General features: G+C 62.9%; 21 protein-coding genes. 3 read left to right on the top strand and 18 right to left on the bottom strand.

Features of this window, described 5'->3' with window-relative positions:
* Positions 1 to 238 precede the first annotated feature (238 nt).
* Positions 239 to 2,644, top strand: coding sequence for a methyl-accepting chemotaxis protein (locus IB277_RS16705; RefSeq protein WP_110818539.1), 2,406 nt, complete (start codon positions 239 to 241; stop codon positions 2,642 to 2,644).
* Positions 2,645 to 2,719: 75 nt separating this feature from the next.
* Here IB277_RS16705 and IB277_RS16700 read toward each other — a convergent pair whose 3' ends face one another.
* Positions 2,720 to 3,664, bottom strand: a complete 945-nt coding sequence (locus tag IB277_RS16700; RefSeq protein WP_060519791.1) for a nucleoside hydrolase — start codon at positions 3,662 to 3,664, stop codon at positions 2,720 to 2,722.
* Between the two features lie 240 nt (positions 3,665 to 3,904).
* Between IB277_RS16700 and IB277_RS16695 the strand changes: the two genes are divergently transcribed.
* Together IB277_RS16695 and IB277_RS16690 are read left to right on the top strand one after the other, a co-directional pair.
* Positions 3,905 to 4,336, top strand: a complete 432-nt coding sequence (locus tag IB277_RS16695) for an Hsp20 family protein (protein ID WP_034797386.1) — start codon at positions 3,905 to 3,907, stop codon at positions 4,334 to 4,336.
* Positions 4,337 to 4,383: 47 nt separating this feature from the next.
* Complete coding sequence (locus IB277_RS16690) at positions 4,384 to 4,641, top strand: DUF1150 family protein (RefSeq protein ID WP_034797387.1); 258 nt, start codon at positions 4,384 to 4,386, stop codon at positions 4,639 to 4,641.
* A 327-nt stretch (positions 4,642 to 4,968) separates the two neighbouring features.
* Here the strand turns inward: IB277_RS16690 and IB277_RS16685 are convergent, their stop codons facing one another.
* The 17 genes from IB277_RS16685 to IB277_RS16605 all read right to left on the bottom strand — a co-directional run bounded on the left by IB277_RS16685 (position 4,969) and on the right by IB277_RS16605 (position 23,500).
* Positions 4,969 to 5,667 (bottom strand): tRNA (guanosine(46)-N(7))-methyltransferase TrmB, encoded by a 699-nt coding sequence (locus IB277_RS16685; protein WP_034797389.1) that lies wholly within the window; start codon positions 5,665 to 5,667, stop codon positions 4,969 to 4,971.
* A gap of 166 nt (positions 5,668 to 5,833) precedes the next feature.
* Positions 5,834 to 7,102 (bottom strand): methionine adenosyltransferase, encoded by a 1,269-nt coding sequence (gene metK / locus IB277_RS16680; protein WP_034797391.1) that lies wholly within the window; start codon positions 7,100 to 7,102, stop codon positions 5,834 to 5,836.
* Between the two features lie 203 nt (positions 7,103 to 7,305).
* Positions 7,306 to 7,725 (bottom strand): helix-turn-helix domain-containing protein, encoded by a 420-nt coding sequence (locus IB277_RS16675; protein ID WP_034797393.1) that lies wholly within the window; start codon positions 7,723 to 7,725, stop codon positions 7,306 to 7,308.
* 146 nt (positions 7,726 to 7,871) lie between these two features.
* On the bottom strand, positions 7,872 to 9,467 hold the full coding sequence (gene lnt / locus IB277_RS16670) for an apolipoprotein N-acyltransferase (protein ID WP_192371321.1): 1,596 nt from the start codon (positions 9,465 to 9,467) through the stop codon (positions 7,872 to 7,874).
* Positions 9,468 to 9,693: 226 nt separating this feature from the next.
* Positions 9,694 to 10,854, bottom strand: a complete 1,161-nt coding sequence (locus tag IB277_RS16665; protein ID WP_090295101.1) for a hemolysin family protein — start codon at positions 10,852 to 10,854, stop codon at positions 9,694 to 9,696.
* 12 nt (positions 10,855 to 10,866) lie between these two features.
* Positions 10,867 to 11,373, bottom strand: a complete 507-nt coding sequence (ybeY, locus tag IB277_RS16660; protein ID WP_060519781.1) for an rRNA maturation RNase YbeY — start codon at positions 11,371 to 11,373, stop codon at positions 10,867 to 10,869.
* Between the two features lie 18 nt (positions 11,374 to 11,391).
* Positions 11,392 to 12,447, bottom strand: coding sequence for a PhoH family protein (locus IB277_RS16655; RefSeq protein ID WP_034797402.1), 1,056 nt, complete (start codon positions 12,445 to 12,447; stop codon positions 11,392 to 11,394).
* A 27-nt stretch (positions 12,448 to 12,474) separates the two neighbouring features.
* On the bottom strand, positions 12,475 to 13,875 hold the full coding sequence (miaB, locus tag IB277_RS16650; protein ID WP_034797403.1) for a tRNA (N6-isopentenyl adenosine(37)-C2)-methylthiotransferase MiaB: 1,401 nt from the start codon (positions 13,873 to 13,875) through the stop codon (positions 12,475 to 12,477).
* Positions 13,876 to 13,946: 71 nt separating this feature from the next.
* On the bottom strand, positions 13,947 to 14,738 hold the full coding sequence (locus IB277_RS16645; RefSeq protein WP_090295103.1) for a 1-acyl-sn-glycerol-3-phosphate acyltransferase: 792 nt from the start codon (positions 14,736 to 14,738) through the stop codon (positions 13,947 to 13,949).
* A gap of 154 nt (positions 14,739 to 14,892) precedes the next feature.
* Positions 14,893 to 15,390 carry a GNAT family N-acetyltransferase gene (locus tag IB277_RS16640; protein ID WP_043615664.1) on the bottom strand — a complete coding sequence of 166 codons (498 nt, stop codon included), beginning with the start codon at positions 15,388 to 15,390 and terminating at the stop codon, positions 14,893 to 14,895.
* Between the two features lie 6 nt (positions 15,391 to 15,396).
* Positions 15,397 to 16,056, bottom strand: a complete 660-nt coding sequence (gene tsaB, locus IB277_RS16635) for a tRNA (adenosine(37)-N6)-threonylcarbamoyltransferase complex dimerization subunit type 1 TsaB (protein ID WP_034797409.1) — start codon at positions 16,054 to 16,056, stop codon at positions 15,397 to 15,399.
* 101 nt (positions 16,057 to 16,157) lie between these two features.
* Positions 16,158 to 16,724 carry a NifU family protein gene (locus IB277_RS16630; RefSeq protein ID WP_034797411.1) on the bottom strand — a complete coding sequence of 189 codons (567 nt, stop codon included), beginning with the start codon at positions 16,722 to 16,724 and terminating at the stop codon, positions 16,158 to 16,160.
* Between the two features lie 105 nt (positions 16,725 to 16,829).
* The gene (locus IB277_RS16625) at positions 16,830 to 17,321 is read right to left on the bottom strand and encodes a universal stress protein (protein WP_034797413.1); all 492 of its coding nucleotides are present in this window, start codon (positions 17,319 to 17,321) and stop codon (positions 16,830 to 16,832) included.
* 166 nt (positions 17,322 to 17,487) lie between these two features.
* On the bottom strand, positions 17,488 to 18,552 hold the full coding sequence (gene trpS / locus IB277_RS16620) for a tryptophan--tRNA ligase (RefSeq protein WP_090295104.1): 1,065 nt from the start codon (positions 18,550 to 18,552) through the stop codon (positions 17,488 to 17,490).
* A gap of 111 nt (positions 18,553 to 18,663) precedes the next feature.
* Positions 18,664 to 19,056 (bottom strand): VOC family protein, encoded by a 393-nt coding sequence (locus IB277_RS16615; RefSeq protein ID WP_060519771.1) that lies wholly within the window; start codon positions 19,054 to 19,056, stop codon positions 18,664 to 18,666.
* Entirely contained in the window at positions 19,056 to 20,660 is a 1,605-nt protein-coding gene (murJ, locus tag IB277_RS16610) for a murein biosynthesis integral membrane protein MurJ (RefSeq protein ID WP_034797419.1), read from the bottom strand. The genes IB277_RS16615 and murJ overlap by 1 nt, the downstream gene beginning before the upstream one ends.
* A complete protein-coding gene (locus IB277_RS16605) occupies positions 20,657 to 23,500 on the bottom strand; it encodes a [protein-PII] uridylyltransferase (RefSeq protein ID WP_090295106.1) in 2,844 nt (947 codons plus the stop codon). Before IB277_RS16605 ends, murJ begins: the two co-directional genes overlap by 4 nt.
* Between the last annotated feature and the right edge of the window lie 80 nt (positions 23,501 to 23,580).

Here is a 23,580-nt window from a genome sequence, read left to right as displayed (position 1 = left end):
GTCGCGGACATAAAACTTTGCGTGCAATTTTATGCAAGCGATGCGTAAAACAGCGTCCGTGTTGGCCCTATCTTAAGAATCTCCAGTCTATTCAGGACCGTGAGAAAACCGGCCGAAGCGCCTGGTCGTCTCCAACATGCCGGTCGGCATCTGACGCTCCATGATGGAGTTCACCCCCATTGCGAAATGCGTCCACCGCAGGTGAAAACCTGCGAACCTCCCAGCACGTGAGGATTTCATGTTCAAGTTCCAAGCCAAATCGCTGGCGACCAAACTGATCGCGGTGACAGGCGGCACGATCGCACTTGTCCTGCTTGCCTCGAATTTCGTTCTCATATCCCAGACCCAGGACCGCGTCGAAACGCTGGTCCTCGAACAGGCTGGCGGCGAAGCCCGCGCGATAGCCTCCGACATTGCCGGCGACATCGGCGAGCTTGCAAGTGCTGCCCGCTCGATGGCGGGCATCCTCGGCCGCGCACACGCCGAAAAGTCGCTGGAGCGCACCGGGGTGATCAACATCCTCAGGGCAAACCTCGAGCAGAACCCGTTCGCCTTCGGCAGCTGGTTCGCGGAAGAACCCAAGGCTTTCGATGGTCGCCAGGAAGACCTCGTCAACAACAAGGAACTGGGCGGTAACGACAAGGGCATCTTCACGCCCTACTGGTCGAAGAGCCGCACCAACGAAATCCAGTACTCCACTTTCGGCGCTGACTATGCGGCCGAGTGGTACAAACTCGCTGCAAAAAGCGGCAAGGGTGCAATCACCCAGCCCTACACCGCGCAGGACACCGACGTTCCGACCGCGATGAGTTCGATCGCCTACCCGGTCATGTCCGGCGGCAAGCTTCTCGGCGTCACCGGCGTCGACATTTCGCTCGCCTCGCTCGGCGATGGCCTCTCGAAGCTGAAGCCCTTCGACACCGGCCGCGTCTACCTGCTGTCGCAGACCGGCAAATGGCTGGTCGCGCCGATCCCGGACCTTCTGCTCAAGGAGTATGACGGCGAAGGCAACGAGGTCGTCAAGAACGCGCTCGCCTCCGGCAAGCCGGGCATCATCTCCAACCTCTCCTATGACGGCAACGAGCCCTTCGACCGTCTCGTCTATCCGTTCACTCTCTCGGGCGTGAACACCAGCTGGGTCGTGCTCGTCGACGTGCCGCGTACCGCGATCAATGCGCCGGTCAAGGATCAGACCTACATGATGATCGTCGGCGGCCTCGTCGTGCTCGGCGCTGTGTTGCTCGGTCTCTATCTCGCGGTTCGTGGTTTCGTGCAGAAGCCGCTGGCAAGCCTCGTCAAGGACGTGAACGACCTCAGCCACGGTGACTACACCAAGGCGATCGCCGGCCAGGATCGTTCCGACGAAACCGGTGAAGTCGCCAAGGCGCTCGAAGGCTTCCGCCATCAGCTTGCCGACACCAAGCGCCTCGAAGGCGAAGCCCGCCATGAGCGCGAACAGGCCGAGCGCGAACGCGGCCGCTCGGAAACCGAGCGTGCAGAATCGAGCGCGCTTCAGCGCGACATCGTCGCCCGCCTCGGCAAGGGTCTCTCGCATCTGTCGTCCGGCGATCTCGCATTCCGCATCACCGACGATTTCCCGGGCGAATACGCGCAGCTCAAGCGTGACTTCAACGCGGCGATGGAAAGCCTCGAAGAGACGATCCGCACCGTCAACCATTCGGTCGTCAACATCGGCAACGGTACCAGCGAAATCAGCAGCGCCGCCAACGACCTGTCGCACCGGACCGAACAGCAGGCTGCAAGCCTGGAAGAGACAGCAGCGGCTCTTGACGAGCTGACCTCGCAGGTCAACGCCAGCGCCGAAAACGCCAAGGTCGCCGCCAAATCGGTGGATGTGGCCAGCAGCGATGCCGGACAGTCGGGCGAAGTGGTGCAGAAGGCGATTGCCGCGATGAAGGGCATCGAGCAGTCCTCGCACGAAGTCAGCCGCATCATCGGCGTCATCGACGAAATCGCCTTCCAGACCAACCTTCTGGCGCTGAACGCCGGTGTCGAAGCAGCGCGTGCAGGTGAGGCCGGCAAGGGTTTTGCCGTCGTCGCCCAGGAAGTGCGCGAACTCGCCCAGCGCTCTGCCAATGCCGCCAAGGAGATCAAGACATTGATCAACACCTCGGCCGGCCAGGTGCGCGAAGGTGTTGATCTCGTCGGCAAGGCCGGTGGCGCGCTCGAAAAGATCGCCGAGCAGGTCGTGCAGATCAACGGCCTCATCCGCCAGATCTCCAGCTCCGCTTCGGAACAGGCCGTCGGCCTGAAGGAGATCAACTCTGCCGTCAACCAGATGGACCAGGTAACCCAGCAGAACGCCGCGATGGTCGAGGAAACGACCGCGGCCGGCATGGCGCTCAACGAAGAAGCCCGAACGCTCAACACGCTCGTGGCCCGCTTCCGGGTCGCGCAGGCGACCGCATCGGCCCAACCGTCCTCGGCGGCTATGCTGCGTGGCACGGCCGAGCGCATGCGCGCGGCCGAACGCCCCGCTCCGGTCCCGGCCCCCGCCCGCGAGGCGCGGCCCGCTCCGGCGGCGAACCCATCGCGAAGCAATTACTCGGCTTCGACGCAGCGGGTGCTGACCCAGACCTCCGGCGCCAACGCGCTTGCCCAGGACAACTGGGAAGAGTTCTGATCAACGGAACGACAAAAGAAAACGGCGCCTCTCGGGGCGCCGTTTTTGTTTGGACTACGATGATTGAGCCGAGGCTCAGATGCGAGCCAGCCGCTCGGTCAAAAGGTCGAAGAAGCCCTGGTCGTCGACGAAGCGCATGACCTTGGCGTTGTGCGGCCGGCCGGTGACCTGCCACCAGTCGACGACGGTCATGCCGGCCGTCAGCTCCGACTTGGTCTCGATCTCGACGTTGCAATCGCGGCCGGTGAAAAGCTCGGGGCGCAACAGATAGGCAATGACCGTCGGATCGTGCAGCGGGCCGCCATCGGTGCCGTACTTCTCGATATCGAAGCGCTCGAAGAATTCGAGCATCTCGGCCATGGCGATCGCCGGGCGGCTGCCGATGTCGCGGATCTTCTGGACGCGCGCCTTGTGGGTCAGCACCCGGTGGGTGACATCGAGCGGCATCATCACGATCGGAATGCCCGAACGGAAGACGATGTCGGCTGCCTCGGGATCGACGTAGACGTTGAATTCGGCGGCGGGCGTGATGTTGCCGCCTTCGAAGAAGCCGCCACCCATCATCACCAGTTCCTTGACCCGCTGCGCAATGTCAGGCGCCTTCTGCAGGGCCAGCGCGATGTTGGTGAGCGGGCCGAGCGTGCAGAGCGTCACGGTGCCCTCTGGCTCCTTTCGCAACGTCTCGACGATGAAGTCGACCGCATGCTGCTCCTCGAGCTTCATTGTCGGCTCGGTAAGCTCTGGGCCGTCGAGGCCGGTCTTGCCGTGCACGTGCTCGGCGGTCACCAGCGGGCGAGCAATCGGCTTGTCGGCGCCCGAGAACACCCGAACCTTCGGCCGGTCGCAGAGCTCGCACAGGATGCGCGCATTGCGGGCCGTCAGTGCCAGCGGCACGTTGCCGGCGACCGCGGTGATGCCGAGCAGGTCGATCTCTTCCGGACTGCCGAAGGCGAGCATGATGGCGGCGGCATCGTCCTGCCCGGGGTCGGTGTCTATGATTATCTTTCTCGGCACGGGCACTTTCTCGTCCTCCCTGGACCACGTTGTTCGGCGCGATCGATACGTTGCATTGGGCCGGACGGGAGTAAACGCCCTGGCGTTCCTTTGTCCCATTCCCGGATTCTGCGAGAGCGGACTATGATTTGCGTGCACGCCGGAGGCAAGCGGCTTGCACTCATTGCGCACAGCTACCATATTGCGGAAAGGATGCTGCAAGGCAGGTCCGAACAACGGTCGCTTGATCTCGCAAGGACTTGAAGAATGAGCCGTATTACCCCTTTTACGAGCCCGCTTCTGCTGGGTTTCGATACGATGGAAAAGACCCTTGAGCGGATCGCCAAGGGCAACGACGGATACCCGCCCTACAACATAGAACGCGTTCGCGGCGATGCCTCGACCGACGAACCGGAACGGTTGCGCATCACGCTCGCCGTGGCAGGCTTTTCCGAAGAAGACCTCGAAGTCACCACCGAAGAGAACCAGCTCGTCATCCGCGGCCGGCAGATCGACAACGGCGACCGCGATTACCTGCACCGCGGCATTGCGGCACGCCAGTTTCAACGCACTTTCGTGCTCGCCGACGGCATGAAGGTTCTGGGCGCGGAACTGCGCAACGGCCTGCTCTCCGTCGACCTCGTTCGTCCCGAACCGGTTCGTATGGTAAAGAAAATTAACATTTCAGTCCCAGAGTAGGATAACCGGCGGGATTCTCCCCTCACCGGCGACCACGGAGTGTCACCATGGGACTGAAAGACATCAGCTCGTCGCTGTCGAAGAACGACCTCGCACATCTCGGCGAAGGCGAAATCGGCTACATCCGGAAAATGCGCTCGGAAGAAGTCTCGCGCTGCTTCCCGGAAGCGCCGGAGATGGGACCGGGTATCGATCTCTGGGCGCTCTTCGGTGCCGACGGTACGCCGATCCTTCTGACAGACAACCGTTCCAGCACCTTCTTCAAGGCGGCCGAGGACGATCTGAAGACGGTCACCCTGCACTGACAGGCTGCCGTCGGTGGAGACGGCAATCGGACGCTTGAATGGAAGCCGTCGCTCTCGAGAGCGACGCAAGCGCGAGCGGAAAACCGCTCCGCACTTTTCCTGGAATTGATCTTCCAGTCCGCAATTCCGGACGGAAAACCGCTTCGCACTTTTCCTGGAACTGATCTGCTAGTCCGCAATTCCGGACGGAAAACCGCTTCGCACTTTTCCTGGAATTCTTCCAGTCCGCAATTCCGGACAGAAAACCGCTTCGCACTTTTCCTGGAATTGATCTTCCAGTCCGCAATTCCGGACGGAAAACCGCTTCGCACTTTTCCTGGAATTGCTTTAGACGCGCCGGAAGGTGAGATAGGCGGAGCTTCGCCCTTCCCTGCGTGCCTTGGCCTCGTAGCGCGTGCTCGGCCATCCCTCATAGGGCGTCAGCCAATCGGAAGCCGTCTCTGCCGTCCACTCGAAGGCTGCGTGATCGCGGCAGTGCAACAGCGTCCAGTTGACATAGGTATCGATATCCGAGGCGAAGCAGAACACGCCGCCGGGCTTCAGCACGCGGGCGAAGCGATCGAGATTGACCTTGGAGACGAAACGGCGCTTCCAGTGTTTGCGCTTCGGCCACGGGTCCGGATAGAGCAGGTCGATCTGGTCGATCGACGCGGCCGGCAGCCAATCGAGGACCTGGGTGGCATCGTCGTCATAGAGCCTGACGTTGCTGACGCCGCGCTCCTCGATATGACCGACGAGCTTGGCCATAGAATTGACGAAGGGTTCGACGCCGATGAAGCCGGTCGACGGCGCTTCGGCCGCACGGTGGATCAGGTGCTCGCCGCCGCCGAAACCGATTTCGAGGCGCATGCGGTCCACGCCCTGCGGATAGAGGGTCTTCAGGTCCGCCGGAGGCGGGCTCGAAAGGTCGAGCTTCAGGGTCGGCAACACGGTTTCCAGATGCGCCGCCTGCCGCTCGCGCAACGGCTTGCCCTTGCGGCGGCCGAAAAAGGCCTCGGTTGCTCTGGCGCGGCGCGGTTCGGTCATGTCGTCTTTCCCTTGGTCATACCGATCTGGATCAGGCCAACCCAAAATCAAAATGAACGAAGCGGGCGCTCCTTGTCGGAGCGCCCGCCTTGATTTTCGCAAACGCCTGATAGCAGGACGTTGCGCTATCTTCAATGCGCGGCGTCACGCCGCGCCCCATCGCCTGTTAGGCGGCAGCGCGGCCGTTGACGGCGCCGCTCTGCTCGATCGCAGCCTTCAGCGGCTTCACGAGGTCGAGCTTCTCCCAGGAGAAGGAACCGTCGCGGCCAGCCTTGCGGCCGAAGTGGCCATAGGCAGACGTCTTGGCATAGATCGGCTTGTTGAGGTCGAGATGACGGCGGATGCCGGTCGGCGACAGGTCCATCGTCTTGCGGATCGCATCCTCGACCTGGTCTTCCGAAACCTTGCCGGTGCCGTGCAGGTCGACATAGATCGACAGCGGCTGGGCGACGCCGATGGCGTAGGACAGCTGGATCGTGCAACGGTCGGACAGGCCGGCGGCAACGACGTTCTTTGCCAGGTAACGGGCAGCATAGGCGGCCGAACGGTCGACCTTGGTCGTGTCCTTGCCCGAGAAGGCGCCGCCGCCGTGCGGTGCGGCACCGCCATAGGTGTCGACGATGATCTTGCGGCCGGTGAGGCCAGCATCGCCATCCGGGCCGCCGATGACGAACTTGCCGGTCGGGTTGATGTACCAGGTGCAGTCGTCGGCGATCTTCAGATCGTCGAGGGCTTCGCGGATATAGGGCTCGACAACCGAGCGAACCTTGACCGAATCCCAGGTGTCATCGAGGTGCTGCGTCGACAGAACGATCGAGGTGACTTCCGCCGGCTTGCCGTCGACGTAGCGTACGGTGACCTGGCTCTTGGCGTCAGGGCCGAGCTTGGCGACTTCGCCCTCGCCCTTCTTGCGGGCAGCGGCGAGCAGGTTGAGGATGCGGTGCGAATAGTAGATCGGCGCCGGCATCAGCTCGGCGGTCTCGCGGCAGGCGTAGCCGAACATGATGCCCTGGTCGCCGGCACCTTCTTCGCCCTGCTTGTCGGCAGCGCTGTCGACGCCCTGAGCGATGTGAGCGGACTGGAAGTGCAGGAGCACGTCGATCTTCGCGGTCTTCCAGTGGAAGCCGTCCTGCTCATAGCCGATCTCGCGGATCGCCTTGCGGGCGGCGGACTTGAACTTCGAGGGGTTGATGACGTCGTTGCCGTCCTTGTCCTTCTTGAGAAGGCTCGGCGGCAGGCGCACTTCGCCGGCAATCACGACACGGTTGGTGGTCGCCAGCGTCTCGCAGGCGATACGCACGCCCCAGGGATCGACACCGGTCTTGGCCGCTTCGCGGTAGACCAGGTCCACGATCTCGTCGGAGATACGGTCACACACCTTGTCCGGATGACCTTCGGCTACGGATTCACTCGTGAACAGGTAGTTTGCACGCATGCGGGAAGTCCCCTCAATGAAGAAAAAGCGCTGGCACGGTGTTAGTGGTTTTGCGACCGAAAAACAAGCACACAACGACATAAATATATCTTTATATCGCCATTGCGGCCAATCACTTTGGTGCACCGGAGGGAAAGGTGCGCAAGAAAAAAGCGGCACAAATGGCCGCTTTGTTTTTCAAGTCCCGACGGGGAACGTTGGAACTATTCGCTTTCTGCTTCCGCAGCGAGTGCCTTGACGAGATCGACGAGCCGACGGCGAACCTTCGGGTCGGTGATCTTGACGAAAGCGCGGTTGAGCTGCAGCCCCTCGGAGGACGACAGGAAATCGACGACGTAGTTCGAGCTGGAAGCTTCTGCCATGCCGGACTGACCGGCAGCGTTATCGCCCGGGGCATCTTCGAAGAAGAAGGAAACCGGAACGTTCAGGATGCCTGAAATGTTCTGCAACCGGCTGGCGCCGACGCGGTTCGTGCCCTTCTCGTACTTCTGGATCTGCTGGAAAGTGATCCCCAGACTTTCGCCGAGCTTCTCTTGGCTCATGCCAAGCATCGTACGGCGAAGACGAATCCGACTTCCGACATGAATGTCGATCGGGTTCGGCTTCTTCTTGTTTTCGATCATATCTGCGTTCCCAAACACGCTGTTTCGTTTATCCATCGCCCAGCATGAGACCTACGCTCACCGAAGCGACCGCCAGGGTGATAAGGACAGAGCCAGCACAACAAGGACGATGGTGCGGACCACTATGCAATTTTAGGGGTTTTAGGTCAATTCTTCCTAATATTAAAACCAACACGCGAAAACACTGCAACCAGAAGGAGGAAGATCGCACCCAGCCAGAAAACGCGGCTTCGCATAGCGTCGTCCAACGGGGTAGGCATCCTTCCCGGCAGAAGTGTGTCGACCACTCCCCTATAATTGTAGGATAATCCTACCATTAAAACCCCACGTGCATCAACAATTGCTGATATACCGCTGTTTGCCGCTCGGACAAGGGGGGTGCCGGTTTCAACGGCCCTTAATTGTGCCTGATGGAAATGCTGGCGCGGGCCTGGCGTATCTCCGAACCAGGCGTCGTTGGTAACATTGAGAAGCACATCGGCCCGGCGCGCGGCCCCATCGATCTCGTCCGGGAAGATCGCCTCGTAGCAAACGAGCGGATAGAGCGTGCGGCCGCTGGGCAGCGTCAGCAACGAACGGTTCTTGGCCGCTGTGAAGCCACCGGGCATCGACGCGGCGACCGAACTCAGGCCCCAGGAAGACAACAGATCCTCGAAGGGAAGATATTCGCCGAAAGGCACCAGATGCACCTTGTCGGCAGCGCCGATGATCTGGCCCCGACCGTCGATCATGTAGATCGAGTTGTAGTAGCGGGGCGGCAGACCGGCGCCGGCATCCTCTACGCGCACCGCGCCGGCAATCAGGATCTGGTCGTCATCAAGCACCTCGGCGATACGCGCCAGTGCGTCCGGATTGTCGGTGAGGATGAAAGGGATCGACGTCTCGGGCCAGACGACGATATCCGGCCGCTTGCCGTCTTTCTCCGGAGCCACGGCAGTCAAAGCCAGATGCTCCTCGAACACCGCGGCACGCTCGCCGTCATCGAGCTTCTTTGCCTGGTCGATCACCGGCTGGACGAGGCGCACGGTCAGCGGCGGCTCGGGCGAGGCCGGCGCCGGCTGCGCCAGGCGATAGAAGCCGAAGCCCACATGGCCGGCAAAAAGCACGACGGCGATCGTGAGCCCGATCCGGCTCCCGCGGCCCGTCGCGATCAGGGCGGGAGCGGCAAAGACGAAGACGGCGAGCATGTTGACGGTCGCGAGATTGATGACGCTTGCCGACTGCATCATCAGCGGCATCGGCATGGCCGCATAGCCGATCGCATTCCAGGGAAAGCCGGTAAAGAGGAAGCTGCGCAGCCATTCGGCAAGCCCGAAGCCCAGGGCGAGTGCGGCGATGCGCCCGACGCCGTCGGACCAGAAAAGGCGGGCGATCAGCGTCGCCAGCGCATAGAACAGCGCGAGAAAGGCCGGCAGGCCCACGACGGCGAGCGGCAGCGCCCAGGCGAACTCGTCGGCCTCGACGAGCAGCGCATTGCCGAGCCACCAGAGACCACCGAGGAAGTAACCGAAGCCGAACCACCAGCCGACAACCGCAGCCGGCCAGAGCCGGCGGATGAAGCCACCGTCCGGACTTCCGGTCGCACCGTCGAGCAGCCAGACGAGAATCGGGAAAGCGACGAAAGCAACGGCGAAGATGCCGAAGGGCGGCTGGGCCAGAACCGCGAGCAGCCCCGCGAAGAAAGCAAGCAAAGCCCGGGGGAACCCGGAAAGTAGCATCACCCTGCCAGCCAATCTTGCCATACAGCCTCCAGTCGATCCCGCAGCCTGCCACGGCGAAGGAGCGAAACAACACCCGAATCAATCGGGGCCAGTCTTCCAAAAAACCGGCTGCTTGTCCCCTTTCGGGGCTGGATTAGGGGGCGAGACGACGGTTCCGGCCCTTGGTCGGTGTTTACGACACAGCCTCGGGAGACGTCAAAGGGGGGGGGGGACTTCCCGCGCGCAGAAACGCGCGGGAACCGGACAATTACTGTTCGTCGGCCGCTGCCTCGGGGGCGGCTGCACCGTTGGCGCGATTGAGCGCACCGGCCTCCGCAATCGTCTCGCCTTCCGGTCGCAGGACGCGGCGGCGGGCGGGCGGGCGCTTGCGCATGATGCGGACGCGCTTCACGCGGCGCGGGTCGGCGTCGAGGATCTGGAACTCGAAGCCCGGGATCGCCTGAACGACCTCGCCGCGTACGGGAATGCGGCCCAGTGAAGCGAAGATCAGGCCGCCGAGGGTGTCGACGTCTTCGAGCTGTTCGCGCACGTCGAAGTCGGGACCGATCGCCGCGGCGATCTCTTCCAGCTCGACACGAGCGTCGGCGATAAAGACATCGTCCGAAGTGCGCGCGAACATGACTTCGTCATCGTCGTGCTCATCCTCGATGTCGCCGACGACCATCTCGACGATGTCTTCGAGCGAGACGAGGCCATCGGTTCCGCCATATTCGTCGATGACAAGCGCCATCTGGATACGGGCCGCCTGCATGCGCTGCATCAAGTCGGAGGCCAGCATAGAGGGCGGCACGAAGAGAAGCTGGCGGACGATGCCCGCCTCTTCCAACGACTTGCCGAGATCGACACGTGAAAGGTCGAAACTTGCCTTGGGCGAGCGCGGCGTCTTTTCGGACGCAGCCGTCGTCGACGCCTGGGCCTTGCCGTTACGCCGGCGATTGCGGGCCTGTTTGGTGACGTAGGACAGCAGGTCGCGAATGTGGACCATGCCGCGAGGGTCATCGAGCCCGTCGCTATAGACCGGCATGCGCGAGCGGCCGGATTCCTCGAAGATCACCATCAGCTCGCCGATGGTGATGCTCTGGTCGACCGCCTCGATGTCGGCGCGCGGGACCATGACGTCCTCGACCCGGACCTCGCGGAAACGCAGGATGTTGTTGAGCATCGCCCGTTCGCCGGGCGAAAAGACCGTGTTGCTGTCGGCATCGGTCTGCAGCGCGTCAGCAAGATCCTCGCGCAGGCTCGATGGACTTGCGCCGCGCAAAAGGCGCGCGGCCCGGCTCCAGAAGGTGGAAGTGGATTTCGTGCCCTCGTGTCGAGTGGCGGTGCTACTACTGCCCGCCTCCGCCTCTCCGGAGGCATCTGCCTCCTCGGTCGCCAGCGCGACAGGCTGTGTTTTATAATCGCTCATCGGTCCAAACTGTTAATCCGGGGTACGATCCCCGTAGGGGTCAGATAAGCCAAGACGCGCCAAAATGCGAGTCTCCAGGCTTTCCATTCTTTCGGCTTCATCATCTTCCATATGATCATAGCCGAAAAGATGCAGGAATCCATGCACGAGAAGATGCGTCAGATGCTGATCGAAGGACTTCTCGAGCTCCACCGCCTCGCGCTCAAGGGTTTCGCGGGCAACGATGATGTCGCCGAGCATCGGTCCGGGCATCGATCCGGGCGTCACGGGAAAGGCCGGGAAGGACAGAACGTTGGTCGGCTTGTCCTGGTTGCGCCACTCGGCGTTTATCGCGCGCATGGAGGCATCGTCGGTGAAGACGAGCGAGAGCTCCGGCGGCATCTTCGGCAACGGCTGCTTTTCTTCGCTTGCGAGAAAGGCTGCCGCCGCTTCGAGCACGGGCGACGAGAAGGCAAGCAACGCCTCTTCGTCCGGCCAGTTGCCCTCTTCCACGCTGATCTGGATATCCAAAGCCGTCATGATCGCAGCGACCGCCTGTCAGCGGTCGCCCTGCTCGCTTTCGTCGTGCACGGCCGTATGGGATTCGTAGGCCTTGACGATGCGCGCCACCATCGGATGGCGAACGACATCGACATCCTTGAAGCGGACGACCGAGACGCCCTCGACCCCTCTCAGGATCTGCAGGGCCTCGACCAGGCCCGATTTAACGCCGCGCGGCAGGTCCACCTGGCTCGGATCGCCGGTGACGATCATCCGGCCGTTTTCGCCAAGACGGGTCAGGAACATCTTCATCTGCATCGATGTGGTGTTCTGTGCCTCGTCGAGGATGACGGCAGCATTGGCGAGCGTACGGCCGCGCATGAAGGCGAGCGGCGCGATTTCAATGACCCCGGCGGTGATCGCGCGTTCGACCTTGTCGCCCGGCATCATGTCATAGAGCGCGTCGTAGAGCGGCCGAAGATAGGGATCGACCTTCTCCTTCATGTCGCCCGGCAGGAAGCCCAGGCGCTCGCCCGCCTCGACGGCAGGGCGAGAGAGCACGATACGATCGACGGCGCCGCGCTCAAGCAGCTGTGCGGCGTGGGCGACGGCAAGATAGGTCTTGCCGGTACCCGCGGGGCCTACGCCGAAGACGAGCTCGGACCGCTCGAGCGCTCGGATATAGGCATCCTGCGTTGGCGTGCGCGCGGCGATCGTCTTCTTGCGCGTTGAAATCTGCGCCATTGTCAATTTGGCTTTACGCTCCATGGTCGGCAATTGTAGCTGATCGTCGGCGGCAACCGCCATACGGATCGCACCCTCGACATCAGACGTATCGATCGACGCGCCGCCCTGCAACCGCCCGTAGAGATAATCGAGAGCACGGCGGGCCTGGTTGGTGGCGACGACGTCACCCGAGATCGCGACGGAATTGCCGCGCGGCCGAGCGTCGATGCGCAGGCGCTCTTCGAGAAGCTTCAAGTTCTGATCGAACTGGCCGAAGAGCTCGCTGGCGAACCGATTGTTCTCGAAGGTCAGCACGAAGTGATTGGCGTCTGTCGCAGTTGTTTTCGACTGGCGCGTGGATGAAGAGATCAATTCGTGTCCGTTCAAGCGGTTCAGGCTCCTTGTTTTCGGTCCTTACCCGATCATCTCTGCAAACAGGCTGTTCGGCCCGGCCTTGATGATTCGCACCTTGATAATGTCACCGATTTGCGATGCTTTTGCATCAACATTCACCGGCTGCAGCCACGGCGAACGCCCGACGAGCTGGCCGGGCATGCGCCCTTCCTTCTCCAAAAGCAGGTCGATTTCGCGGCCGACGCAGGACTCGGCAAAGGCGCGCTGCTGGGAAAACAGCAAAGCCTGCAATTTTTCCAAGCGCTTGGCTTTCACGTCCTCGGGAACCTGGTCGCCGAGCTCGGCGCCCGGCGTGCCGGGACGGGTCGAATATTTGAATGAAAATGCCTGTGCATAACCCACGGCCTCGACGAGGCGCATGGTGTCCTCGAAGTCTTCATCGGTCTCGCCGGGGAAGCCGACGATGAAATCGCCCGACAATGCGAGGTCCGGCTGGACGGCGCGGATGCGCGCGATCAGCGCCAGATATTCCGCCGCCGTATGCCTGCGGTTCATCGCCTTCAGGATACGGTCGGAGCCGGACTGCACCGGCAAGTGCAGGTAGGGCATCAGCTTTACCATCGAGCGATGCGCCTCGATCAGGCTGTCGTCCATGTCGCGCGGGTGGCTGGTGGTGTAACGCAGCCGGGCAAGACCCCCGATCTCGCCAAGACGCGAAAGCAGGTCGCCAAGGCCCCATTCGCGGCCATCGGGCCCGACGCCGTGCCAGGCGTTGACGTTCTGACCGAGCAGGGTGATCTCGCGCACGCCGCCCTCGACCAGCTTTTCCGCCTCCGAGACGATCTGGGCGACGGGGCGGGAAACCTCGGAGCCGCGCGTGTAGGGCACGACACAGAAGGTGCAGAACTTGTCGCAGCCTTCCTGAACCGTCAGGAACGCGGTAACGCCGCGCATGCGGGTCTTTGCCTTGTCGGGTGCCGGCAGGTGTTCGAACTTGTCTTCGACGGCATACTCCGTCTGCACGACACGCTCGCCGCTGCGGGCGCGCTTCAGCGCCTCGGGCAGCCGGTGATAGGTGGTCGGGCCGATCACCAGGTCGACGGCCGGTGCGCGCCGCAGGATCTCGTTGCCTTCGGCCTGCGCGACGCAACCGGCAACGCCGATCACCATCTCGCGGCCTTCCTTGGCCCTTTCCTTCTTCAGATCGCGCAGGCGGCCGAGTTCGGAATACACCTTCTCTGCCGCCTTCTCGCGAATGTGACAGGTGTTGAGCAGGACGAAGTCTGCGTCTTCCAGCACATCGGTCGAGACGTAGCCGTCGCGCGACAGGGCGTCCGTCATGCGGTCGGAATCGTAGACGTTCATCTGGCAGCCGTAGGTCTTGACGAAGACCTTGCGGGCCGGGGCGCGCTCGTCGCCCGTGGCGGGCGTCGTCGACAGAAGGGCGGTTTCCTGGGTCATGCCGGGTTCTTTAGTGCAAAGCGGTCGGAAGTTGAAGTATTTTCGGCGCAGCGGTCCTTGCCCGGGGCGTTTCAAGCCCGCCCGCGCAGACGATCCGACAGCATGCTGCGGATGCGCTGCTCGACCGTACGGCTCACCTCCTTGCGATTGGTATGGCGGTCGTAATCGATGGCCTCACCAAAATCGACGTCCACTTCGATCGCGCCCTCACGCAGGATGCCGAGCAAATGCGGCACCAGTTCGGTGTCGCCCGGCCAGGCGGCGATCGGCCGGTTGAAGCGGCCCATCGGCATGCCATGGATACCGGTATAGGAGATCGCGACCGGCTGCACATGCACGAGACCGGTCGGCGAATGCGGCACGGCGGAAGCGGCCGCACCGAAAAGCGAGGTCTTGATCTCCAGCAGACGGTTGCCGTCGGAGGTCGTTCCCTCGGGAAAGAGCACGACGATTTCACCGGCCGCCATGCGCTCGCCGATTTCGCTCACCTGCTTGCCGGTCGAGCGCTTCTGCTCGCGCTCGACGAAGATCGACGCCTGCAGCCGGGCAAGCACGCCGAAGAACGGCCAGCCCTTCACCTCGGACTTGGCGACGAAGACGACGTCGGCAACCGAGGAGAGCACCAGAATGTCCTTCCAGGAGGCGTGGTTGGCGCAGATCAAAAGCGGCCAGCGGCGATCCGCCATGCCGTGGACGCGCACCTTTATGCCGAGAAGATAACAGGCGAGCCGGTGCCAATATCGCGGCAGACGGCGCCGGGGTTTCAGATCGAGCCAGAGGCAGACGACCTGAATCGGCATCAGCACGAGCGAAACCAGCGCCAGAAGCGCTGCGAAGATCGCGATCCGTAGCCAATTGACCATCCGGGAAGAGTTTTCCTGCGCGAGACCTTGAGAATCGCGATGATCTGGAGCCGAACCGCGGCGCGATCATCGTGACCTGTTCTAATAGGGTAATGCCGGATGCGGGCGGAAGACCGCCTTGGCCTTCCTCATCCTGCCCCTGTCCGTGTCGGGACTAGCGAAGATCGAGGCGCATGACAAGCGCGGCGGTCCGCTGGCCGGCCTTGTCCTGGTAATAGGCGCGGCGTTCGCCGACCTTGTTGAAGCCGAGCTTACGGTAAAGCCCGATTGCGGGCTGGTTGGTCTCGTCGACTTCGAGGAACAGGGCCTCGGAGCCCTTGACCAGCGCCTCGCGCATCGCCGCCTGCATCAACCGCCAGCCGAGACCGGAGCGCGCATAACGCGGCTCGACGCCGATCGTCAGGATTTCCGCCTCGCCGGCAACGGCACGCGACAGGACAAACCCACCGAAGGCCGGGCGAAAGCTGCCATTGGTCTGCCGGGCGACAAAGCCGAACACCGTCTCCTGCACCAGAAGCGCATGGATTTCGCCATCGCTCCACGGGGACGCGAAACGCTGACGGTGCAGCGCCGCCGCGGCAATCAGGTCCGCTTCCTCCAAGGGGAAGATGTCGAACTCGGTGCGGCGGGTGAAGTAATCGGTGAAGCTCATCTCGGTCTATGCTCGGGCAATCGCGAAGCCCGCCTGCGGCTTGGCGTCGGGGCCTCGGAGATATAACGGACGCGGCTTGGCCGAGGCTGGATCGGCAGCGGCACCAAGTTTGGCGACGGCGGCGACATCGATGAGTTCTGAAGGCTTGAGCGGTAGATCGGCAGCGACGAGATGCGCGCCGGAGCCGCCTATGACGCCGTCGAAACCGGCAAATCGTTCGCGCGCACTTCCGACGGAGAGTGCTTCGGGCTCACCCGTGGCGCTACCGGTCGCATCGAAAGCCTGGAGATAGACCTCGTCCCGCTTGGCGTCGATGGCGACAAGGACGGGCTTTCCGGCGGCCGTCCGGCGCAGCCCCTCGGCCACGACCGCAAGTGTCGAGACGCCGACGGCGGGTTTGCCGAGCGCAAGCGCCAGGCCGCGAGCGGCCGCTACGCCGACGCGAATGCCGGTGAAGGATCCCGGGCCGACAGTGACGGCGATGCGGTCGATAGCGTCAAGCGACCGGCCGGACGCAGCCAATGCCTCGTCGACGAACTCCATCAGCCGCTCGGCGTGTCCCTTGCCGAGATCGGCCCCGGAACGCCCGAGCACGGCTTCCGTTTCGCTGTCATAGACGGCAACGGAGCAACCGGAACCGGACGTGTCGAGCGCAAGTACAATCATTTCAACGCAGGATCTTTCAGACGCCACAAGCCGCAAAGCCGATCGGGCTTTGCGGCAAAATCGATACGCGAAACCGGCGCGCCGGACAGGCGCGCGCTATATCAGACGGCCTCGACGGCCTCCACCTCGGGAACGAAGTGGCGCAGCAGGTTCTGCACGCCATGCTTCAGCGTCGCGGTGGACGACGGGCAACCGGAGCAGGCGCCCTTCATGTTGAGGAACACAGTCCCATCCTTGAAGCCGCGGAAGGTGATGTCACCGCCATCCTGGGCGACGGCCGGACGTACGCGGGTTTCCAACAGTTCCTTGATCGTGGCGACGATCGTTTCGTCACCCTCGTCGAAGAACTCGTCTTCCTCGTCGGACTGCTCGGCGCGGCCGCTGCCAGCCATGATCGCCTGGCCCGACATGAAGTGCTCCATGATCGAACCGAGGATCGCCGGCTTCAGGTGCTGCCATTCCTGGCCTTCCTTGCTGACGGTAATGAAATCGTAGCCGAAATAGACGCCGGTGACGCCGGGGATCGAAAACAGCCGTGCCGCGAGCGGCGAGCCGGCGCGTGCTTCTTCCTCGTCGCGGAACTCGGCCGTGCCGTTTTCCAGGACGACCTTGCCCGGCAAAAACTTCAGCGTCGCCGGATTCGGCGTGGCTTCGGTCTGAATGAACATGTCTGTCTCCGTTTCGCCGGAGCGGCATCCGCCCAGCTTTTTAGAATAATTCAAAAGAATATAGGAGCATGGCCGTCTGGTCGCAAGAGCACATAGCGACGCAGGTCAGCTGAGCGCGTCGATCTCCTCATCCGTCAAGGCATCCGGGATGACCGTGACGGGGATCGGAAAGGCCGCGGCCTTGCCGGCAATGGACGACACCAGCGGACCGGGGCCTTCTTTCGCCGAGCCGGCCGCGAGAACCAGAATGGCGATGTCGCGATCTTCTTCGATCGCCGCGTGGATCTGCTCCGTGGCCGTGCCCTCGCGGATGACGACCTCGGGCTCGATGCCGATCCGCTCGCGGACCGATTGGGACACCTTGGCGAGCGTCGCCTCGGCCTCCTCGCGTGCTTCCGCACGCATGATTTCCTCGACCCCCAGCCATTGCTGGAAGTCGCCGTCGGCGATCACATAGAGCAGGACGAGGCCACCATTGGAATTCTTGGCGCGCATGCCCGCATAGTGCACGGCGCGCCCGCATTCCGGGGTATCGTCTATCACCGCCATGAATTTGCGGCGATGTCCTTCAAGTCGAGAGAGTCGGGTCGAGACCATAGGGTGAACAATACATCCCGCGCGAGCCGCCGCAAGGTCTGATTTTTGCGTTTCGGACGAGGACACGGAAAAGTGCCCGAGGCTTTCCGGTCGAGGTTCACTTCGGCTAGCGAAGGCCGACCATGAAAATGAAACAGGGTCCGGGAGTGCCCCGGACCCAATCAATTTACTGCAGGAAGCCTATGATTTCGCGCACTTCGCGCATCGTCTTTTCTGCCCGCGCCCGCGCCCGCTCGCCGCCATCCCTAAGGATCGCGTCGATATGGGCGGTGTCGCCCATCAGGCGGCGCATCTCGGCCGTGATCGGCGAGAGAATCTCGACCGCAAGGTCGACCAGCGCCGGCTTGAAGACCGAGAACTGCTGCCCACCGAATTCGGCGAGCACCTGCTCCTTGGTCTTGTCCGACAGCGCCGCGTAGATACCGACGAGGTTGTCCGCCTCGGGACGGCCCTTCAGACCGTCCACTTCGCTCGGAAGCGCGTCCGGATCGGTCTTGGCCTTGCGGATCTTCTTCGAGATCGTCTCTGCGTCGTCCATCAGGTTGACGCGCGAGAGATCGGAGGGATCCGACTTCGACATCTTCTTGGTGCCGTCACGCAGCGACATGACGCGCGGCGTAGCGCCACCGATCAGCGGCTCGACCGGCGGGAAGTAGGCATGGATCGGCTCTTCGCCGACGACCATGTCGACACCGTAACCAGCGCTGCGAATATGCTCCATGAAGTCGATGTTGAACTTCTGGGCGATATCACGCGTCAGCTCCAGGTGCTGCTTCTGGTCGTCGCCGACGGGAACATGGGTGGCGCGATAGACGAGAATGTCAGCCGCCATCAGGCTCGGATAAGCCAGCAGGCCGAGCGACGCATTCTCGCGGTCCTTGCCGGCCTTGTCCTTGAACTGCGTCATGCGGTTCATCCAGCCGATGCGGGCGACGCAGTTGAAGATCCAGGCGAGTTCCGCGTGCTGCGGCACGGCCGACTGGTTGAAGACAATATGCTTGTTCGGATCGATGCCCGAAGCGATGAAGGCTGCGGCGATCGAGCGGATCTGCCCCTTCAGGTCCTCATGTACGAGCTGCGCGGTGATCGAGTGCAGGTCGACGACGCAATAGATGCAATCGTTGTTTTCCTGCAGCGCCACGAACTTGCGGATCGCGCCGAGATAATTGCCGAGATGGAGATTGCCCGTCGGCTGAACGCCGGAGAATACGAGCGGCTTGAATTCGTTCATGTCGTCCTCAATAGGCTGGTGGAGGGCCCCAGGGCCGGCTGGCCCATGTTGCTAACGGCATGGCTTATGCACGGGTGGCGGGAGGCAATCAAGAGGTCGAGTCCTGTAGGTTCACGCCGCCGGTTGCAAGAGATCCCAATGGTTGCCGAACGGGTCGCTGAACACGGCTACGGTGCCATAGGGCTCATGGCGCGGCGCCTCCAGGAAGACGACGCCTGCGGCCAGCATCGCCGCATGGTCTCGGGCAAAATCGTCGGTGAACAGGAAGAACCCGACCCGACCGCCGGTCTGGTTGCCGACCGCCGCCTGCTGGCGCTCGCCGTCAGCCTTGGCAAGCAGCAGCGCCGTTTCGACGGCCCCCTTGGGACGGACGACGACCCAGCGCTTGGTGGCGTCGAGAACGGTGTCCTCCACGAGATCAAAACCGAGCTTGCCGCAATAGAAGGCGATGCCGGCGTCATAATCCGGCACGACCAGGGCAATGCGTGCGATCGTCTGGCGCATCAGTCACCCGCCTCCGGCGTTGCTGCAGGCTCCGCAGGCGCTTTCGCGCCCCGCTTGATGTTGCGGCGGATCATGCCGAGGCTCGCGCCGCCGAGGCCGAAGGCGAGCCCGAAGTAGATCACCATGGCGACTGCGACCAGGCCCGTCAGCGTCGTTGCCCGCGTCAGCAGGGACGCGGCAGAGGACAGTTCGAAAGCGAACCAGCCGACAGCGTAATACAGCGCCGCCGCCATACCCGCCGCCGCGAGGACGAGACGCGGGATACGGGTCAGAAGCGGGATGTCCCTGCCCCAATGGCCGCGCCAGACAAGCGTTGCGAAAAGCAGCACGGCATTCACCCAGCCGGCAACGATCTCGGCGGTGGCGATGCCGCTCGCGCCAAGCCGTGGAAACAGGGTGAGCGCCAGGGACACGTTCACGACGACGGAAATCGCGGCGAAGATCATCGGCGTGCGCGTGTCCTCGCGCGCGAAAAAGCCGGGAATGAAGGCCTTGATCAGCACGAAAGCCGGCAGGCCGAGGCCGTAAATTGCCAGGATATGACCGACGATGATGGTCGATTCCGGCGAGAACTTGCCGCGCTCGAACAGCAACCGGACGATCGGCTCGGACATGACGAGCAAAGCGGCGGCGGCCGGCAGCGTCAGGAACAGCGTGAACTCGACCGAGCGGTTCTGCAGGTTCGAGGCCTCGTTGACATTGCCCGAACGCAGCGCGCGGGCGAGTTCCGGCAGAAGCACGGTTGCGACGGCAATGCCGACGACGCCGAGCGGAAGCTGATAGATACGGTCGGCATAGACGAGCGACGACACCGCACCTTCCTGGGCAGACGCAATGTTGGTGTTGATCAGGAGGTTGATCTGGGTGATGCCGCCGGTGATCGCCGCCGGCAGCGCCAGTACGAGCAGGCGCTTCACGTTGGCGGTCATCTTCGGGCGACGAAGGCCGATCTTGATGCCGGCATCGCGCACGGCGATCCAGACGATTGCGAGCTGGACGAGACCGGCGGCCATGACGCCCCAGGAAAGGCCGTAGCCGACCGCGATCGGATCCTGGCCCGCATACCAGGCATAGCCGAGCACGCCGATGAGGATGAAATTGAGGAAGACCGGCGCGATCGCCGCCGCGAAATAGCGGTGCAGCGAATTCAGCATGCCCGCCATCATCGCAGCCAGCGACATACAGGCGAGATAGGGGAACATGATCGCCGCAAAGACGATGGTGCTTCCGAGTTTTTCCGGGTCGTCGGCAAAGCCGGGCGCGATCAGGTTGCTGACGATGAAGGGCATCGTCAGTTCCATCGCGATCGTCAGGAACAGCAGCACGGTGAAGAGGACGCCAAAGACCTCCTCGGAGAAACGCCGCGCGCCATCCATGCCGTTCGCCTCGATTTCCCGGGCAAAGAGCGGCACGAAAGCGGAATTGAAGGCGCCCTCGGCAAACAACCGGCGGAAGGTGTTGGGCAGACGGAAGGCGGTGTTGAAGGCGTCGGCAACCGGGCCGGTGCCAAGCGCTGCCGCCATGAAGGTTTCGCGGATGAAGCCGAACAGGCGGCTTCCGAGTGTCGCGCCGCCGACGGTTGCAAATTTCTTGACCAGACTCATGTTTCGGCTTTTGTCGTTCTGTGAGCGGAGGAAACGCCCGGGGGCGGCGCGATGATGCCCGAGGGCATGCGGTCGCGCGCCTCGTCCCCCTCCCCGGCCATGACGGCCTTGAGGCGGGCGGCAATGTTCATCTGACGGTTTTCACTCGTCACCTTCTGGCCGACGAGATCGGTGACGTAGAAGGTGTCGATCACCTTTTCACCGAAGGTGGTGATGTGGGCCGAGGCGATGTCGAGTGAAAGATCGGACAGCACCGCGGTGATCTCGGACAAGAGGCCCGGACGGTCGAGGCCTTCGACTTCGATCACGGTGAACTTGTTCGACAGCGTGTTGCTGATCGTCACTTCCGGCGTCACCGTGAAAGCCTTGGTGCGCTTCTTCACCTTGGTGCGGCTGGCGATGACTTCCGGCAACCGCTTGCGGCCCGAAAGCACGTCCTCGATCAGCTTGCCGATGCTCGCTGCCCGGCGCATCTCGTCCTCGTCGACAGCGAACTCGCGGTTGACGAGAATGGTATCGAGCGCACGGCCATCCGAGGTCGTGAAGATCTGCGCGTCGACGATGTTTGCGCCGGCGGCCGCACAGGCACCGGCAATCACCGTCAGAAGCCGCGGATGGTCCGGCGAAAGCACGGTGATTTCGGTGATCGCGTGGAACTGGTGGGTGCGCACCATCGTCGCCAGCGCCTTGCCGGCGGCATCCGCCTCGCGAATGAAGCGCGCATGCCGGATCTGGTCCTCCAGCGCCACCGTCAGGAGATAGGGCTGGTAGTGCAGGCGCACGTAATCCTCGCGCTCCTTCTCGGACCAGTCCGTCAAGGCCTCGCCGAGCATGACAGCGGCATGGGCCGCACGCTCCTTGCGCGACAGCTCGGAGAAGCCGCCCGACAACAACAGCTCGGTCTCGTAGTAGAGCGTGCGCAGAAGCTGTCCCTTCCAGCCGTTCCAGACACCCGGGCCGACGGCGCGGATATCGCAGACGGTCAGGACGAGCAGCATCTTCAACCGATCAAGCGACTGTACCCGCTCGGCAAAGTCGACGATCGTCTTGCGGTCGTTGAGGTCGCGGGTCTGGGCGACCATCGACATCAGCAGATGCTCCTCGATCAGCCAAGCGACGAGTTCGGTCTGTTTCGGCGACAGCCCGAAGCGCGGGCAGAGCTTGCGTGCCACCTTGGCGCCGGCGGTCGAGTGATCCTCCGGCCGGCCCTTGGCGATGTCGTGCAGCAGCACGGCGACATAGAGCGCCTCGCGCTCCTCGATCCCCGGCATCAGCTTGGCGACGAGCGGATGGGCCTCCTCCTCGATGCCACCTTCGATGCGCGACAGCACGTCGACGGTGCGCAGCAGATGCTCGTCGACCGTATAGTGATGATACATGTTGAACTGCATCATCGAGACGATCTTGCCGAAATCCGGAATGAAGCGGCCGAGCACGCCGGCTTCGTTCATGCGCCGGAGGATCAGCTCCGGCTTGCGGCGGGACGTGAGGATCGACAGGAAGAGGCGGTTCGCCTCCTCGTTTTCGCGCAGCGCCGGCTTGATCAGGCTCAGCGACCGCGTGACCTGGCGCAGTGCCGCCGGATGGAATTCCAGCCCGTTGATATCGGCGATGTGGAAGAAGCGCAGCAGATTGACCGGATCGCGCTTGAAGACGTCGGGGCTTGCAAGCGCAATGCGACCGCCATCGTCGACGAAATCGAGCGTGCCGGCAATCTTGCGGCTACGATGGGTGAAGCGGCCGATGAGCCCGGAAATGCCGGGCGCGTCCTTGGCCTGCTGGTCTTCGAGTGCTGCGCAGAAGATACGGGTGAGATCGCCGACGTCCTTTGCCACCAGGAAGAAGTGCTTCATGAAGCGTTCGACGGCCGAAAGGCCCGGATGGTCGTGATAGCCGAGTGCCTCGGCGATCTCGCGCTGGATGTCGAAAGAGAGCCGTTCCTCGGATTTTCCGGTGAGGAAATGCATGTGGCAGCGCACCGCCCAGAGGAAGTCCTCGGCCTTCTGGAAGAGCTGGTACTCCTGCCGCGAAAGTACGCCGAGCTTGACGAGGTCGGCGGTGTCCTTCAGCCGGTAGAAGTACTTGGCGATCCAGAACAGCGTGTGCAGGTCGCGAAGCCCGCCCTTGCCTTCCTTGACGTTGGGCTCGACGAGGTAGCGCGTGTCGCCGGCCTTGCGGTGGCGCTCGTCGCGTTCGGCAAGCTTGGCGGCGATGAAATCCGGGCCGGTGTTGCGCACGATCTCATGATCGAAGCGCGTTTCAAGCTCGGCGCACAATGTCTCGGAGCCACAGATATAGCGCGTCTCGAGGATGGCCGTGCGGATCGTCATGTCGGCGCGCGATAGCCGGATGCACTCGTCGATGGTGCGGGTGGCGTGGCCGACCTTGAAGCCCAGATCCCAGAGGATATAGAGCATGAACTCGATCGCCGGCTCGGCCCAGACCGCCTTCTTGACCGGCAGCAGGAAAAGAAGATCGATGTCTGAACCCGGCGCCAGCGTGCCGCGGCCATAGCCGCCGACCGCCGTCACGGCGATCCGGGACGCGGGCGGCGCATTGGCGGCGTCGAAGATCTCGTTCAGCACGAAATCATGCAGCACTGTGATCAGTTGATCCTGCAGCCAGGAAATGCGTTCGGCGCAGAGAATGCCGGCACCATCGGCGTTGAACAGCTCGCGGGCCTTCGCCCGGCCGGCGACATTTGCCTGCTTGAAAGCCGCCAGCAATGCCTGACGCATCGGGTCGCGCTGTTCGGCGTGGGCCGAGGCGATGAAGTCGCATTTTGCCCGGAGCGCTGCGACGTCGAGGATTTCGGGAAAGAAGGTTTCGTGTCTGCCCATGAAGTGCCGAGGGGCGTCCTGTCCGACTGGTTGCGTGGTCGTTCGCTGTCAAGCGCTCCTGCATGATCCTTGCGACCGAG

Origin of the sequence: Ensifer sp. ENS07 (assembly GCF_014852185.1) — a bacterium.
GTDB classification, from domain to species: Bacteria; Pseudomonadota; Alphaproteobacteria; order Rhizobiales; family Rhizobiaceae; genus Ensifer; species Ensifer adhaerens.
This window is presented reverse-complemented; position numbering and strand designations above follow the sequence as displayed.

Excerpts from the sequence above, each read along its gene's own strand:
- tsaB (WP_034797409.1), bottom strand. The coding sequence starts at position 16,056 with ATGATTGTACTTGCGCTCGACACGTCCGGTTCCGGTTGCTCCGTTGCC.
- trpS (WP_090295104.1), bottom strand. The coding sequence starts at position 18,552 with ATGAACGAATTCAAGCCGCTCGTATTCTCCGGCGTTCAGCCGACGGGC.
- IB277_RS16690 (WP_034797387.1), top strand. The coding sequence starts at position 4,384 with ATGGGACTGAAAGACATCAGCTCGTCGCTGTCGAAGAACGACCTCGCA.
- IB277_RS16695 (WP_034797386.1), top strand. The coding sequence starts at position 3,905 with ATGAGCCGTATTACCCCTTTTACGAGCCCGCTTCTGCTGGGTTTCGAT.
- metK (WP_034797391.1), bottom strand. The coding sequence starts at position 7,102 with ATGCGTGCAAACTACCTGTTCACGAGTGAATCCGTAGCCGAAGGTCAT.
- miaB (WP_034797403.1), bottom strand. The coding sequence starts at position 13,875 with ATGACCCAGGAAACCGCCCTTCTGTCGACGACGCCCGCCACGGGCGAC.
- IB277_RS16645 (WP_090295103.1), bottom strand. The coding sequence starts at position 14,738 with ATGGTCAATTGGCTACGGATCGCGATCTTCGCAGCGCTTCTGGCGCTG.
- IB277_RS16675 (WP_034797393.1), bottom strand. The coding sequence starts at position 7,725 with ATGATCGAAAACAAGAAGAAGCCGAACCCGATCGACATTCATGTCGGA.
- IB277_RS16685 (WP_034797389.1), bottom strand. The coding sequence starts at position 5,667 with ATGACCGAACCGCGCCGCGCCAGAGCAACCGAGGCCTTTTTCGGCCGC.
- murJ (WP_034797419.1), bottom strand. The coding sequence starts at position 20,660 with ATGAGTCTGGTCAAGAAATTTGCAACCGTCGGCGGCGCGACACTCGGA.
- IB277_RS16705 (WP_110818539.1), top strand. The coding sequence starts at position 239 with ATGTTCAAGTTCCAAGCCAAATCGCTGGCGACCAAACTGATCGCGGTG.
- ybeY (WP_060519781.1), bottom strand. The coding sequence starts at position 11,373 with ATGACGGCTTTGGATATCCAGATCAGCGTGGAAGAGGGCAACTGGCCG.
- IB277_RS16615 (WP_060519771.1), bottom strand. The coding sequence starts at position 19,056 with ATGCGCCAGACGATCGCACGCATTGCCCTGGTCGTGCCGGATTATGAC.
- lnt (WP_192371321.1), bottom strand. The coding sequence starts at position 9,467 with ATGGCAAGATTGGCTGGCAGGGTGATGCTACTTTCCGGGTTCCCCCGG.
- IB277_RS16640 (WP_043615664.1), bottom strand. The coding sequence starts at position 15,390 with ATGAGCTTCACCGATTACTTCACCCGCCGCACCGAGTTCGACATCTTC.
- IB277_RS16665 (WP_090295101.1), bottom strand. The coding sequence starts at position 10,854 with ATGAGCGATTATAAAACACAGCCTGTCGCGCTGGCGACCGAGGAGGCA.
- IB277_RS16630 (WP_034797411.1), bottom strand. The coding sequence starts at position 16,724 with ATGTTCATTCAGACCGAAGCCACGCCGAATCCGGCGACGCTGAAGTTT.
- IB277_RS16625 (WP_034797413.1), bottom strand. The coding sequence starts at position 17,321 with ATGGTCTCGACCCGACTCTCTCGACTTGAAGGACATCGCCGCAAATTC.
- IB277_RS16605 (WP_090295106.1), bottom strand. The coding sequence starts at position 23,500 with ATGGGCAGACACGAAACCTTCTTTCCCGAAATCCTCGACGTCGCAGCG.